Here is a 15,819-nt window from a genome sequence, read left to right as displayed (position 1 = left end):
TCGTGCCGATGCGCTGGGGTGACATGGACGCTTACGGACACATCAACAATGTGCAGATCGTCCGTATGTTGGAAGAAGCCCGCATCGCAGCCTTCGGACCACCCCGCGGCGCGGGCCTTCCCGGCGTAGAGCCTCCGGCGGCCCTGTTCAACGATGTCGAAGAGGGCACCATGACGCTTGTGGTGGAGCACAAGGTCCGGTATGTCCGGACCTTGGAGTACCGCAACATTCCGGCCGTCGTGGAGATTTGGGTTGGTGCCGTCAAGGGCGCCAGCTTCGATCTTCACTACGTCATCAAGGACCCCGTCACCCGGGAGGACTGCGTCAAAGCCACCACCCACCTGGCCTTCGTGGCCGAGGCCACAGGGCGGGTGCTCAGGCTCACCCCGGAACAAAAGGAAAAGCTGGAGCTGTACCGCGCGTAGAGTTTCAGCATGAAACTTGAAATTGCCGTGGTTAGTGCGGCCGGTGCAGGTACTGCCGCCGCCGAAGGAGCCAACCGCATTGAGCTCTGCAGCAGCCTGGAACTTGGTGGAATCACGCCCAGCCAGGGACTCATGGAAGCCAGCGTGGAGCACGTTGACGGCCGCTTGGAAATCCATCCGCTGATTCGTTCAAGACCCGGTGATTTCCGGTACACAGCGTCGGACGTGGACACCATGGTCCACGAGATACGGCACCTTCTTGCGCAGGGAGCACACGGAGTGGTGGTGGGGGCTCTGACGCCGCAAGGCGACGTGGACATTCACGCGATCCGGCGGCTGGTGGACGCGGCCAGGGAGGCCAACGCGGACGCCCAGTTGACCTTCCATCGCGCGATCGATCAATCCCGCGATCCGTTCGCGGCACTGGATCAATTGCTGGATCTCGGCTTTACCAGGGTCCTCACGTCGGGGCACCAGGCCACTGCCGGCGCTGGACTGGAAACGTTGACCGACATGGTGGATAGAGCAGGTGGCGCTTTGGAGATCATGGCCGGCGGGGGACTGTCCTTGGAGGACATCCCCGCGATGCATGCAGCGGGCCTCTCCGCCGTTCACCTTTCTGCCAAGAAGACAGTCTCCACGCTGGGGGATGGCGCAATCTCCCTTGGTGCCCAGGATGGTACAGATCCCACCGCCTACTGCGTCACCGACCGCGAGATTGTCCGGGCAGCCAAGGCGAAGGTCAACGCGCTGAACCTGGCCGCCACGAAGTAGCCCGGGCGTCCAGTGTCTTAGGGCAGAAATGCCAGTGAGTACGCATCGCAATAACTCTTTACGGTTACAGGGAACGCCGGAATGATGTAAGGATTCACCAACTCGGTGAACAGCCTCGGAAGCAACCTTCAGGAGTCCCAGCGATGCCGCTGCCCACGCCGGATTCACCGGCCGTCATGTCCCCTCCAACAATCTCCCAAAACTTCAGGACGACGGGCCATCCGGAGGTGGCATGTGGCATCGGAACCTGGGACAAGCTGCTCTACGGAAACCACCGGTTCGTGGTGGAAGCGGTGCGTGGTGGAAGTACCGGAGCAGCCCGCGCACACAGGGTAGTCCTTCCTTGGCGTCGGCAAGACCAGGACCCGGCATCGGTGGATGTCATGGTCGTCTCGGAAGAGTCGGGCACCAGGGTGCGAAACGTGATCGTGGAAGAGGCCACCCGGGAATCGGGGACCCTGCTCTTCGAAGCCATCGACGGCCCCGGGATCTACTACTTCTACTACCTGCCCTACGCGATGCTGGGGAAACCCCACTATCCGCAGGCGCAGTACCTCCCGGGTCGCCCGGCGGCAGAACCCGCGTGGGCTGCCGCCGTCGTGCGTTCTCCATGGGCACCCGCAGGGCAAGTCGAGCTGCCCCAGGCACGTGTCCTCCGCTATGAGGCCGCCAGCGAGCGGGACTCCTTCGCGCCGATGAACTTCACGGCCCGCGCTGATGAGCTGGATGAACTCCACAGCAGCCACGCGGGCGAGGCCTTCCTGCTTTTCCCTGAGGACCGGCTGAATCCCGTGTCCATGCGTGATGAACTACCGGCTCACTGGGTGATCGCTGGCCCGTCGCGGACCGTCCATGGAGCTGCCCAGCCCGGCGAGGACTTCGTGGTCCAACTTGGGCTGTACGCCCTGGAAAACGTGGACGGAGTGAACGTCCACGTGGCCTCGCCAGGGGGCGGTCACTGCATCAACACCGATGGCGTGGACCGACTGGGTCATCCATGGCAGAGGACGCTGAGCGTTCCGGTCGGGAAGGTGCAGGCACTGTACGTGGTCCTGCCGGTGCCTTCGGAGAGCGCGGGAAGCACGATGGCAGCGGCCGTGACCGTCACGGCCACCGGGCAAGCGGCTCAAGAGGTTGAAATCCGCTTGGACGTGGCTGCCGAAAAGGACGCAGACCCGTCGATTGCGGCGGGCGGTTTCGGCGACCCCCGCTTCCTGCGGAGGCTGGCATGGCTGGATTCAACGGTGGCCCAGGATGCGGAGCTCGTGAAGCCGTTCACTGCCATCACGCTGGATGAAACGAGCAGGAGTTTGGGAATCCTGGGCAGGACCCTTCGGCTGACCGCATCGGGGCTTCCGGCGCAGGTGACGTCCACCTTTACCGCAGCTGTCACGTCAACCGACGGCCCCGCCGTCGAGCTTCTTGAGGCTCCGATCAATCTGGAGATAGCGGGGATCGACTGGAGCTACTCACCGCTCAGTTTCACGGTGGAAGGGGCGGCGCGAATCTCCTGGCGCTGCCACTGGAATGGACAACAGGGCGGCAAGGCCGCCGTATCCGTGGACCTGACCGGCGTGCTCGACGCCGATGGAACACTCTGGTACTCGCTGCACCTCACTCCGGAGCGGACTGTGGAGGTGCCCGACGTCGGCCTGCAGCTTGAGTTCCACGAGGCTGCGGTGCCGCTCGCGATGGGCTTGGGCGTCCCGGGCGGACGGCGGCCGGGAAACCTGGACTGGACGTGGGACGTGGCAGCGAAGAACCAGGATGCGCTGTGGCTCGGTGGGGTGAACGCCGGAGTTCAGCTGGCCCTTCGGGATGGCAGCTACGAACGACCCCTCAACACCAACTTTTACCGGGAGAAGCCCCTGGTGGAGCCGGCGTCGTGGGCCAACCGGCAGCCCGGCAACGGGAACGGCGACGGGACCCGCGGCGGTGTCACGTTGCGAACTGACGATGGCAAAGTGACGGTTCGCGCGTTCAGCGGCGCACGGACCTTGATGGCACATGAACCGGTGGACTTCAATTTCCGCCTGCTCCTGACCCCGTTCAAGCCCATCGAGCCCGGTAAACACTTGGCCAAACGGTACTTCCACGCCCCTGTGAACCCGGCGGACATCAGGGCTTCAGGGGCCACCGTGGTCAATGTCCACCACGCCACGGCCCCGGCGCCGTACATCAACGACCCCCTGCTGACCGGGGACTCACTGCGCGAATACGTAGCTGCGTGCCATCGGCAGGGATTGAAGGCCAAGATCTACAACACTGTCCGGGAGCTCACGTTCCACAGCCCGGAGCTGCTGCCGCTGATGCAACTGGACCATGAGATCTTCAGCGATGGCCCGGGCAAGGGACACATCTGGCTCCAGGAGCACGCGGGGAGCGGCTACGTGTCCGCCTGGTTCGCACCGAACGTTGAGGACATCGCAGTGGTGACCACGGGCGAATCCCGGTGGGAGAACTTCTACGTTCGCAGCCTGCAGGAGCTGGCCAGTGGCGAGGACGGGATCGATGGTATCTACCTTGATGACATCGCCTATGACCGCCACGCCATGCTGCGCGTCCGGAAGGTCCTGCAACAGGCCTGCGAGGCCCGCGGCGTGCACGGCCCGGAAATAGACCTGCACTCCGCCAACCAGTTCACAGCGCATGACGGCTACGCGTCCTCGGCCAATCTGTACATGGAACAGCTGCCCTATGTGGACAGGCTGTGGCTGGGGGAGTACTTCGACTACGACACCACCGATCCCGATTATTGGCTGGTGGAACTGTCCGGTATTCCCTTTGGCCTTATGGGCGAGATGCTGGAGGGCGGCGGCAACCCGTGGCGTGGGATGGTGTTCGGCATGACTGGCCGGGCGCCCGCCGTGGACAACCGGCCGCTCTGGGAGTTCTGGGCCGAAACCGGGCTGGAGCACGCGACGATGCAGGGGTTCTGGGACCACCACGCACCGGTGCGGACAAGCCACCCTGATGTCCTGGCCACCACGTGGATCACCGACCGCGGAATGGTCGTAGCGCTGGCTTCATGGGCCGGGCAGACTGAACATGTGAGGTTGATATTCGACGACGAAGCGGCCGCCTCCAGCGCGAACGCCCCAGCGATCCCAGGCTTCCAATCCGCCGCGAGCTACGCGCCCGGCGATCCCATTACTCTTGAGCCGCAGCGCGGCCTCCTTCTCACGATCGGATACTGACGTGCCCCTTACCGCCGGCTCCAACCTCACGATTACCACCATTTCCCTGACCATGGCCGAGCTCGGTCCGCTCAACCCCTTGCCCGTGGTTGCTGCCGAGCTCGACCAGCCCTACACCGTGGGCGAGGGCGTTCCCGAGGATCTGCAGGCCTCGGCGCGCTACGGAGTGGTTCCCAACGTTTACCCATACTTGATGCAGGACGGTTACAGCCGCGAGGCGGCGCCCAAGGACGTGCCCGCCGTCGTGCTGGAAAACAGCAAGCTCAAGGTGACGGTCATCCCGTCGCTGGGCGGCCGCATCTGGGAACTCTTCGACAAAGCGACCGGCAAGCAGCTCCTCCACACCCACGATGCTCCGCAACTGGCAAACATCGCGCTGCGCAAAGCGTGGTTCGCGGGCGGACTGGAATGGAACATCGGTACCCGCGGGCACTCGCCCACCAGCTGCGATCCGTTGCACACGGCCATCGTCCACACGTCTGACGGCAAGCACATCCTGCGCATGTGGGAGTTCGAACGGCTACGGGAAGTGGTCTTCCAAGTGGACATCTGGCTCCCCGCGGACTCGCCTGTGGTGTTCGCTGCGGTGCGGATCCGGAATCCCAATGACCACGACGTCCCCATGTACTGGTGGAGCAACGCCGCCATCCCGGAGACGGACCGCACCCGAGTCATCGCCCCGGCTGACGAGGCCTATGGCAGTGACTACACCACGGACATCACCCGCGTCCGGCCCACCAGCCACGAAGGCTATGACGGCACGTGGCCGGTCAACAGCCCGCACGCGGCTGACTTCTTCTTCGACATCGACCCTGCCGAACGGCGCTGGGTTGTGGCAGCGGACGACGACGGCGACGGGCTGGCGATGCTGTCCACGGGCCTCCTGCGGGGAAAGAAGTTGTTCGTGTGGGGCCAGGGACAGGGCGGCAAACGGTGGCAGGAGTGGCTGAGCCCCGGAGCGGGGCCGTATGCCGAGATCCAGGCCGGCCTCGCGCAGACGCAGTTTGAACACCTGGTGATGCCCGCCGGCGCTGAATGGGCGTGGGTTGAGGCCTACGGCAACGGGCACCTGGATCCGGACACATCGCACGGCACCAACTGGGACGCCGCCGTGGCCCATGCCGGCGAGAGGCTGGAACAGCTCCTGCCGCACGAGGAACTCGAGGCCATGCTGTCCGCAGCCGTCAGCGATGCCGACGTCCCTCCGTCCAAAATGCTGCTGCACGGCAGCGGCTGGGGAGTGGTGGAGCGCGCCCGACGGCAGAAAACGGGCAAGCGCTGGGTTGACGAGAGCGGAACTCCGTTCGTGGATGAAAGCGTCACGGAGGAACAGGAACCGTGGCTTGGGCTGCTGCATGGAAAAGCGTTCGACGGCGCGCCCAGCTTCGTGGCGGGGGCGGACTGGGCCGAGTTGCTGGCGGGGGAGGACGGCCCGGACGCCAAGCTGCAACTCGCCACCATGAGGCACGGCCGGCAGGACCTTGAGGGCGCCAAAGATGGCTATCGGCGCGTGCTGGCCTCGGACGCCGGACCGGGGACAATGGCGTTGGCGTACCGCGGACTGGGGCTGGCCCTGCTTGCGGGCGGACAGGACACCGCGGGACTTGCTGAGCTCCGGAAAGGCGTGGAAGCTGACTCAACCAACCCTTCGCTGCTCACGGAGGCCATCACGCTCAGCATCCGGCACGGGGACCCGGTGATGGCGCTGGAACTGAACGATGTGGCACCCAAGGAGGGTGCCGCCGTCGGACGTTTGAGGTTCCTCAGGGCGTTGGCGCTCGCAAGGACCGGAAACCCCGGTGGGGCGGCTGCGATCCTGCGCGAGGGCGTCGAGATCCCGGACCTCCGGGAGGGGGAGGATGCGCTCGCGGCGCTGTGGCAGGAAGTCTGCCCGAACGAGGCGGTGCCTGCCGCGTACCAATTCGGGATGCATTAGTCCCTTCGAAGGATAAAAAGTCCCGGGGATAGTGGGTTCCAGTGGGAATGCGCTATCCCCGGCGGCCGGGTGGCAGACGTTGGGCGGCCAGCAAAAATCACCACTTGACGGGTGACGTGGGTCACTGTATGTTTACGTAAACCTCTTCTATGTTCACGTAAACATGAACGGATTGGATTTAAGACAATGTTGTCGAGCTCGCACGCATCGTCGCGTCATCGTTTGGTCGCGGCCTTAGCTGCTTCAACCCTCGCCCTAGGCGCCCTTCCCCTGCTGGCCTCGCCGGCATCCGCCGCTGAGGACCTTGTCCTCACCCCCAACCCGGCCCAGGCAGGCCCGTCGTTCAAAGGCTGGGGCACCAGCCTCGTCTGGATGGCCAACGCCACCGGACAGTATCCGGAAGCCATCCGGAACGATCTGATCGACAAGGTCTTCGGTGACGACGGCCTGAACCTCAACATCGCCCGCTATAACGTTGGCGGTGGCAACGCCACGGATATCCCTGACTACCTTCGTCCCGGCGGAGCTGTTCCCGGCTGGTGGAACCCGAATGCCGGCCTCTCCGACCAGGATGGGCCGATCACCACGAACTACGCTGACCGGGACCGTTTCCTGGCCGCCTGGACCGGCGAGAACGCCTCGGATTACAACCTCGACGCCGATGCTTCCCAGCGTGCCTGGATCGCGGCCATCAAGGACAAAGTGACCACCTGGGAGGCCTTCAGCAACTCGCCGCCCTACTTCATGACCGAAAGCGGCTACGTCAGCGGTGGTACAGACCCTAACGCCGACCAGATCAAGCCCGCAGCCATCGGTAAGTTCGTCAACTACGTCAAAAAGGCGGCTGAGCACGTCGAAGAAACTGAAGGCATCAGCTTCGACACGATCAACCCCCTCAACGAGCCCAACACGAATTACTGGAAGACCACCTTCGGCGGCAACGGCCTGCCAAATGGAGGAGGCCAGGAGGGTGCCCACGCAGGCCCCGCACTGCAATCCCAGGTGCTGACCGCCATGGCTGCAGAGCTTGCCGAGCCAGGTACCACCACCGAAGCAAAGGTCTCTGGTCCGGACGAGACCTCCCCGAGCCGGTTCCTGGAGGATTGGAACGGGTGGACCGCGGAAACCAAGCAGGCCGTGAGCCAGCTCAACGTCCACACGTACTCCACCGGCGACCGTCTTGCGGTTCGCGACATCGCCAAGGCAACGGACAAGCCGTTGTCCATGAGTGAAGTGGAAGGCAACTGGGGCGGCGACTCCTGGAACCCGGACAGCATCGAGAACGGCCTCGGCATGGCCACCCGCATCACGGACGATCTCCGTGAGCTCGACCCCGAATCCTGGGTGCTGTGGCAGCCGGTCGAAGACCTCTACAACATGGAACTCGGCGAGAAGAAGAACTGGGGATCCGTCTTCATCGACTTCGACTGCAACGCCGATGGTAACTCCGTGCGGCGTCTGGCTAACGGTGCCGCCGATCCTTCATGCCGCACTGCTGTGAACTCGAAGTACAACGCCATCCGCAACTTCACCCACTACATCGCACCGGGTGACCGGATCATTCCCACCAGCGACGGCAAGACCACATCTGCGCTGAAGGCCGATGGTTCCGGCCTGTCGATGGTGCACACCAACGATTCCGATCAGGCCAAGACCATCAAGGTGGACTTGTCCAAGTTCGCAACGATCGCTGCCGGTGCCACGGTCACCCCGGTAGTTACCACCCAGTCTCCTTCCGGAAATCCGACGGCCAACGCGCTCGTCAGCGGCACCGCCGTCGCCATCGACGCCGGAACGCGCTCCGCGACGCTGACCGTGCCCGCCAAGTCAGTTACCACCTTCCTGGTCAACGGTGCATCCGGCGTCGCCACCGATGCGCCGGCAGTCCAGGACGGCCAGTCCTACAGCTTCGTCGGAGTCCAGAGCGGACGCGCAGTGACGGCTTCGGATGGCTCGCCGAAGACGGTTCTCAGTGATTCGATCGCAGGCGAGAACCAGGTGTGGAAAGCAACCCTTATCGCTGATGAAGACGGCACCACCCGTGACCGTTTTGTTTTGAGGCTCGCCGATGGCCGTGCTTTGGCGGCCGATACCAACGGCACTACGTTGCGCACCATCACTGACGAAGAAGCACGCACGGATAGCTCGGCCCAGTGGCTGTTCAGCACCACGGACGGTACCTCGTTCAGCCTCCTCAACGCTGGCGTTCACCAGGTCCTGGACGTCTCGAACCAGTCCACGCATGAAGGTGCCTGGATTGGGTTGTGGACCTCCAACGGTGGGGCCAACCAGGCCTTCACCCTGCGGAATGCCAGTGAGGGCACCGGCTACAACAGCTTCCGGCCGGGCCAGGACTGGCGGGATAACAACGGCAACCTGATCCAGGCCCATGGTGGTCAGGTGGTGACGTCCAAGGATTCCGAAGGTAAGACGATCTACTACCTGTACGGGGAGGACCGCACCAACGGTTACCACTCCGCACCGGGCGTGCACGCTTACAGCTCCTACGATCTGTACAACTGGAAGGACGAGGGAGTTGCGCTGAAGACGTTGTCCTCACGCGGGCAAATCGACTCGGATCCGTACTTCCAGAATCTGTACTCGGGCTACACCACGGAGCAGAAGGACGCCGTCTACCGCGACCTCGGAACAGTGCCTGTGAATGGCCAGACCCCGCCGATCCTTGAGCGGCCCAAGGTCATCTACAACGCTGCCACCAACAAGTGGGTCATGTGGGTCCACGCTGACGGGCCGTCGTCGTGGTCTACCGCTCAGTACGCCAAAGCCAACGCAGGCGTAGCAGTTTCTGATTCACCGTTCGGACCGTTCCGGTACATCGACAGTTACCGCCTCCACAAGGCAACGGCCGGCGATCCCACCAACAAGGCTCCCAACAACCCGGGCATGGCCAGGGACATGAACCTCTTTGTGGATGACGATGGCACCGGCTACATCATCTACTCCAGCGAAGAGAACGCCACCATGTTCATCTCCAAGCTCAACGCTGACTACACCTACCTGTCCGCTTCGCCGGACACTGCGGTGGAGGGTGTGGACTTCCGGAGGGCCTTCGTCAACCAGTCCCGTGAATCACCGGCCATCATGAAATACCAGGGCCGCTACTTCATCATCTCTTCGGGAACCACTGGTTGGTCGCCGAACCCGTCCCGGTACGGCACGGCCACCAGCATCCTGGGGGAGTGGACTGACATGGGAGATCCGTTCAGCAGCGATGTTTCCTGGAACTCCAACAACTCCCAGCCCACGTCGGTGATCCCCGTTGATCCGGCCAATGGCAAGTTCATCTACATGGGTGACCGCTGGAACGGCGGATCGGATCAGGCCCTGGCCACCGCACCCATGGTGTGGTTGCCCCTCCAGATGGGCGAGGGCGGCAAGACCCTGGCCGTGAAGTCCCCGTCAGAGTGGAAACTTGAGGACCTTGACGCGAACGCGGTCTGGAACGTCACCGGTGTTCCTGCCAGCTTGGCTGTCGGCTCAACGTTCAGCGTCAATTCGGTGACGGTCACCCAGAATGGCCAGAGCTCCACCCAGCCCGTGACCTGGCAGGTTACCGGCAACACGAACACTGTGGGCGTCATTACTGCCACGGGTACGCTTCCCGGTTTCGGGAACCGGACGTTCACCCGGACCATCCCGGTTGTTCCGGACGGTGTTCAGTACGCAGTGAACGCAGGTGGGCAGCAGACCGCTGATTGGACCGCGTTGATGGCAGCAGCGGCCCAGGACGGTCCTGTCCTGAACAGCGCGGCGGACCAGCCGTTCGGCGCTGATCCGGCTACGGGCAAGCGCTGGGGTTACGAAAGCCAGGACAGTGGAGTCTCCGGAACCGCGGATGGCAATATCTTCACCACCCTCCGCTACGCCAAGGCTGGGAGGGACCTGACCTACAAGTTCAACGATCTGGCTCCGGGCACCTACACGGTCTACGCCGGGTACTACGATCCTTGGGCCCAGTGGGACGACCGCGGGGCCAAGGTCACCGTCAATGGTGCAGTGGTGGAAGCTGACCATGACTACAGCGGCGACTACCAGTCCGCGGCCTACCAAAACGTCACGGTGGGTTCCGACGGCAAGATCACGTTCTCGCTTAGCCCGACGCGGGGTCCTGACGTGCAGCTGAGCTGGCTGATGATCGCCAATCCGGTACCGGCCGCACCGCAGCTGAACGTCACCGCAGTCGCCAGCACCAAGTGTGTTGCCGGCAAGGTCACCGTGACCGCGCAGCTGACCAACAACGACACCAAATCGGTCCAGGCCACCTTTACCTCGGCCTACGGAACCAAGTCCTTCGCTGAGGTGAAGCCGGGCAAGAACGCGGTCCACGCCTTCACCACCCGTGCCGCTTCGGTACAGGCAGGCACCGTAGCCGTCGAAGCCAAGACCACAGTCAACGGCCAACCGGTAACCGTAAATGTGAACGCCGCTTACGCGGCAGCATCCTGCAACTGACGTAGAACTGGTGGCCCGCCTGATGGCGGGCCACCACCCTCTTCGTCCCACCAAGCTCCGGCCGTCCAGCCGGACTTTACTAAGGAATCAAGAAATGACCCGACATAAGAAGGTGGCCCGCTGTGCCGCCGTCGTAACAGCTACGGCCTTGTTGCTGGGTGTCGCCGGTATGGCGATGGCCGAGGAAAACCACGGTGACCAGGACGTGGACGTGAACGTTGGCATTACCGAGCTGGCTGATGGCGGTGTGCTTGCCATGAGCGTTGCGGGCACTGCTACGGCTCTCACCGAGGACGGTTCGACGCCCACCGTACGGCAGTTCAAGGGAACGTTGCCCACGGTGACTGTCACCGATACCAGGGCTGCCGATGAAATCCCGGCGGGTGCCGGTTGGTATGTGTTGGGAACGTCGTCAGACTTTGCCGGGGCTGCTGGTCAGCCGGCCATCAGTGCCTCCCACTTGGGGTGGCAGCCGCAGATTATCGACGGCGGGGCCTCAGGTCAGGTGGCCGAGGGCGACCAAGTGGATACGGTCATGGATTCCGGACCGGTCGCCGTTGGCCTGGTGGACCAGGAGTTGCTCGCCTTGGCTATCGACTCCAGTGCCATTGCCTCTGAAGGGCAGTGGACCGCCAGCGCGGACCTCTTCCTTCGCACGCCCGCCACAGTGGCGCCGGGAAGTTACACGGCGAAGCTGACCCTGTCCCTGTTCGAATAGAGCGCTGATGGCAAGCCCGGCAACGTGGCCGGCTGAGAGTGAAATCGTGAAAATCGCCAATACCCCCTTTAACCGGCGTGGCTTCCTGGCAGGTACGGTCCTGGCCGCAGGCGCCGTCGCCTTCCCCTATTCGCAGCGCGCTGCGGCCGCTCCACCAAGTTCTGCAGTCCTCCCGGAGCGTGGAATCTTTGACATCAGCCCCGCGTCGTCCTGGTCCGACGGTTTCCTGTCCGGCAATGGTGAGTACGGTGCCATCTTCCACGGGACACCTGCCGCGGAAAAGGTAGTCATGAACCATCACCGGTTCGTCATGCCAAACGGAACCCGCGGGATGCAGGCTCCGTATTTGGCCGATCGCCTCCCGGCGGTCCAGGACAAAGCCCTCGCTGGTGACTATTGGGGAGCCGCTTCAACTTTTGCGTCCGACTGGGATCTACAGTGGACACAAAGTTTCCACCCGGGTTATGAACTCCAACTTTCCAGTCCTGGTCTGACCACTTTCAGCGACTACGCCCGGACTACGAATTTCCGGACGGGCGAGGTAGTGACCACATGGTCTGACAATGCCGGACTCTGGAAGCGCCGCGCCTTCGTCTCCAGGGCGAGCACGGCTGTAGTGCAGGAGCTGCTGCCCGCGGCCAACGGCAAAATCAACACGGTCCTGAGTATCAGCACTGACCTTGAGGGCGTGCCGTCCTCCGTGACCTATGGTGTCGAAGCGACCGTCAGTGGGCGGAACGGCTATTTGGGACTCCGGGGAACCTACCCCGCCGGGCTGGGGGCTTTCGGATACGAAGGCGTAACGCGGGTGGTCATTACCGGTACGGGCTCCTCCATCACCACCGACGGCACCACGTTGACCATCACCAACGCCACCAAGGTCATCCTGCTGACCAAGCTGGGCCGCTACGAATCGGCCAGCGAATGGAACAGCAAGCCGCTTCACGCTGCACTTAGTGTCCTGCTGACCGACTACGACGCCCTGCTGCGCAAGCACACGCCGAAGCACCAGGCACTGTTCGATAAATCGACCTTGCAACTGGACGTTTCCCAGCAGGACCGTGAACTCTCCACCAGCGAGCTCACATCGCGTCAGAATTCAAACCGATCCACCATCGACCTCGCCCTGCTGGAACGCATGTACGACTCCGGACGGTACTTGTTCGCGAGTTCCAGCGGTGTCCTGCCACCGCGCCTGACGGGCATCTGGACCGGGAGTTGGACAGGCGCCTGGGCCGACGACTTCACCACTGACGCAAACATCAACCTGCAGGTTGCCGGCGGAAATATCCTGAACCACGGCGACGCGATGAAAGGGTACTTCGATCTGGTCCTCGGGCAACTGAACGACTGGCGCAGCAACGCCACCCGGATCTACGGAGCAAGAGGATTCCTGGCCCCCACCCGGACCGATGGTGAGCATGGGCACATGCTCCACTTCAACGGCTCCGATTTTCCGGGCCAGGCCTGGACCGGTGGCGCGGACTGGATGTTGTATCCACTGCTGGAGTACTACCAGGTAACTGGCGATCAGGCCTTCATGCGCGACAAGCTGGGGCCGGCCCTCATGGAACTGGCGCTGTTCTACGAGGACTATCTCTCCCGCACGGACGCACAGGGGAACGTGGTTTTCGTGCCTTCCTTCTCCATGGAGAACTCGCCGTCCTCAACTGGCCAGATGCTGTCCACCAATGCGACCGGTGAAATCATGGCCGGCCGGCACGCCCTGGAATCGGCCATCCTCGCTGCCAACGCGCTCAACCGCGAACAGGGAGCCGGCCAAGGCGTGGCCCGTTGGACCGCGCTTTTGGCAAAGCTGCCCAGCTACGGCATCAACGGCGACGAAGCATTGGCCGAATGGTCCTGGCCCGGGCTGACGGACCGCTACAACCACCGGCACGTCCACCACCTCTACGGCGCCTGGCCACTCCACGAGGTTAATCCGGAAGACAAGCCTGAACTGGTGCGGGCCTCCCACCGGGCGCTGGAACTTCGCGGCGACGAGAACTACTCCGCGCACGGCAGCTTGCATCGCGCACTTGCTGCGGCACGCCTGAAGGACGGGGCCGGGGTTTACACGAACATCAAGAAGGTTCTAGGCAGCAACATGGTGTTGCCCTCGCTCATGACAACCCACAATCCCGACCTGCACATCTACAACTCCGACGCGGCCAACTCCCTCCCGGCGATCCTTGCCGAAGCATTGATCTACAGCCGTCCCGGAGTCCTGGAGTTCCTGCCGGCCCTGCCAGAGCAACTGTCGAAAGGATCCATCACCGGCGTTCGCGGACGGAATCGGGTCCTCGTTGAAAACCTGGTATGGGACATCGTGGCACGGACCGTCAAAGCCACCATCGTCTCAGATATCAGCCAGAGCCTCGAAGTGGTGTGCCGCAGGGGAATCACGTCCATCACCGCATCAGGGGGAGTGGTGGGTGGCTCCTCGCTCGGAGACCACGCCAGGACACTCCAATTGGCTGCCGGCCAGCGCAGCGAAATCCTTATTGGCCTCCTGCCCACCACCGTCAAGCTGGTCAACCGCAACAGCGGAAAAGTCATGGACGTCGATGGGCAGTCCCACAGTAACGGCGCTTCGGTCATCCAATGGCCTTGGAGCGGCGGCGCCAACCAGCAGTGGAAGATGATCCCCGTCCACGACGGATCGTTCAGGCTCGCCAGCGTCATGACCGGAAAAGTCCTGGACAACCCCGCGAATTCCACCATCAGCGGCCAAGAATTGGACCAGTGGACTGACACTTACGGTCCCAACCAATGGTGGCGGCTGGTTCCCTCCGGCAACGGTGCGTTTTATCGCTTGGTCAATGTGGCGAGTGGGCTGTGCCTGGATGTCAAGGATGGCTCAAGCTCCGATGGTGCGCGGCTGGTCCAGTCCACCACAAGCGGCTCGCCGAGCCAGGAGTGGGGCATCGAAGCTGTGCAGGCGTAGCAGCGGCCGTCCCTGTTCGAATAACTACTGCGGAGGTATCTTCGTCCCATGAGGTCCCCAACCCTCAAACTGTCCGATCATGGACTCCTACGACGCTGCGTCATCGCCGTTTGCATCCTAGGGGCAATCGTGTGCGCGAGTTTCGCTTCTGCGACCACGGGCTTTGCCACCACCGGTGATCCCCAAGACAGTCCTGTAACTTGGGCTGTGACTCCCGCTGATGCGGCCGGTCCCGATGGCCGCTCTTGGGTTGAACTCGAACTCGACCCAGGAGCCAGCATCGATGAGCACTTGGCGGTCAGAAACCTCAGCGACAGGGACGTTACCTTTGCCCTCACCGCGGCAGATGGGTACTTCACTCCAACAGGGCGCTTCAACATGTTCCCCGCCGACAAACAGTCGGTTGCCGCAGGTACCTGGATCTTGATGGACAAGACTGTCACCGTGGCGGCCGGCGGCACCGCCGTCGTGCCATTTAAGGTGACGGTCCCTGATAAAGCCACACCAGGGGACCACGCAGCTGGAATCGCTGCCTCGATCTTTTCGCAAGGCGGCTCGGACGGGACGCAACTGGGCGTGGAAAGCCGCGTTGGATTCCGTGTCATGACCCGGGTGAAGGGCGAGGTCAAACCTGGGCTCAGCATGAAGGCAACCGCGAGTTACGACACGTCGTGGAACCCCTTGCAACCAGGATCTGCGGACCTCACCGTTGATCTGGAGAACACAGGCAACGTCCGCCTGTCGGTGGACCCCTCCGCCATGGTGAATGACGCCCGGTGGCCGGCTGCCGGAACCGACGAAGCCCGAAGTCTCGAACTGCTGCCAGGTGACCGGCGAACCGTCAGTATCCACGTTCCGAATGTGTGGCCGCTGGGCATCATGACGTTGCCCTTGATGGTCTCACAGGGGGTGATTGCTCCGGACGGCTCCACCCAGCCCGTGGATCCTGTCCAGGAAAGCGTGGCCCTATGGGCGATTCCGTGGCCGCAGCTGGCCATCCTCGTTGCCTTATTGCTCCTGTTTGCCGGCCTGTTCCGTGGCCGCAGGCGCCGGCAAAAGGAGCTGGTCCGGCTGGTTGAGGAGGCCCGGGAGGCTGGGCGCCGGGAAGTCGAACGGCGCTGATTCCCGGGCGCGTGCCTTGCTCTCGAAAAGTTTCGGAACGCAGCCAAAATACCCTTGCCAAAGAACGCATGTTTACGTAAACTTCTTCCAACTCGATGTTTACGTGAACATTCACGGGAATGTTGATGAGATCCGGCGACTTTCTGCTTCCACAGGCCCACACTTGAGCTATCTCACAGTCGACACAGAGCGCACGCGGATGTTGGACAGTCTTACGAAGAACCACG

Annotated in this window: 8 protein-coding genes; all 8 read left to right on the top strand. The window is 63.0% G+C overall.

Annotated elements, in window-relative coordinates:
• The first annotated feature begins 8 nt into the window (after nucleotides 1–8).
• The 8 genes from GVL04_RS09930 to GVL04_RS09895 all read left to right on the top strand — a co-directional run bounded on the left by GVL04_RS09930 (nucleotide 9) and on the right by GVL04_RS09895 (nucleotide 15,592).
• Nucleotides 9–425: a thioesterase family protein gene (locus GVL04_RS09930; RefSeq protein WP_159703534.1), complete on the top strand. Its 417-nt coding sequence runs from the start codon at nucleotides 9–11 to the stop codon at nucleotides 423–425.
• A 9-nt stretch (nucleotides 426–434) separates the two neighbouring features.
• Nucleotides 435–1,199, top strand: coding sequence for a copper homeostasis protein CutC (locus GVL04_RS09925; RefSeq protein WP_159703308.1), 765 nt, complete (start codon nucleotides 435–437; stop codon nucleotides 1,197–1,199).
• Nucleotides 1,200–1,342: 143 nt separating this feature from the next.
• Nucleotides 1,343–4,396 carry a glycoside hydrolase domain-containing protein gene (locus GVL04_RS09920; RefSeq protein ID WP_159703305.1) on the top strand — a complete coding sequence of 1,018 codons (3,054 nt, stop codon included), beginning with the start codon at nucleotides 1,343–1,345 and terminating at the stop codon, nucleotides 4,394–4,396.
• Between the two features lies 1 nt (nucleotide 4,397).
• On the top strand, nucleotides 4,398–6,332 hold the full coding sequence (locus GVL04_RS09915; RefSeq protein WP_235036238.1) for a DUF5107 domain-containing protein: 1,935 nt from the start codon (nucleotides 4,398–4,400) through the stop codon (nucleotides 6,330–6,332).
• A gap of 186 nt (nucleotides 6,333–6,518) precedes the next feature.
• A complete protein-coding gene (locus GVL04_RS09910; protein ID WP_159703302.1) occupies nucleotides 6,519–10,805 on the top strand; it encodes a glycoside hydrolase in 4,287 nt (1,428 codons plus the stop codon).
• Between the two features lie 94 nt (nucleotides 10,806–10,899).
• Nucleotides 10,900–11,523 (top strand): hypothetical protein, encoded by a 624-nt coding sequence (locus tag GVL04_RS09905; RefSeq protein WP_159703299.1) that lies wholly within the window; start codon nucleotides 10,900–10,902, stop codon nucleotides 11,521–11,523.
• A 7-nt stretch (nucleotides 11,524–11,530) separates the two neighbouring features.
• A complete protein-coding gene (locus GVL04_RS09900; RefSeq protein WP_159703296.1) occupies nucleotides 11,531–14,470 on the top strand; it encodes an RICIN domain-containing protein in 2,940 nt (979 codons plus the stop codon).
• Nucleotides 14,471–14,599: 129 nt separating this feature from the next.
• The gene (locus GVL04_RS09895) at nucleotides 14,600–15,592 is read left to right on the top strand and encodes a DUF916 domain-containing protein (protein ID WP_159703293.1); all 993 of its coding nucleotides are present in this window, start codon (nucleotides 14,600–14,602) and stop codon (nucleotides 15,590–15,592) included.
• Nucleotides 15,593–15,819 lie beyond the last annotated feature (227 nt).

The organism is Arthrobacter sp. 18067 (assembly GCF_902706295.1).
Taxonomy (GTDB): domain Bacteria; phylum Actinomycetota; class Actinomycetes; order Actinomycetales; family Micrococcaceae; genus Arthrobacter.
This window is presented reverse-complemented; position numbering and strand designations above follow the sequence as displayed.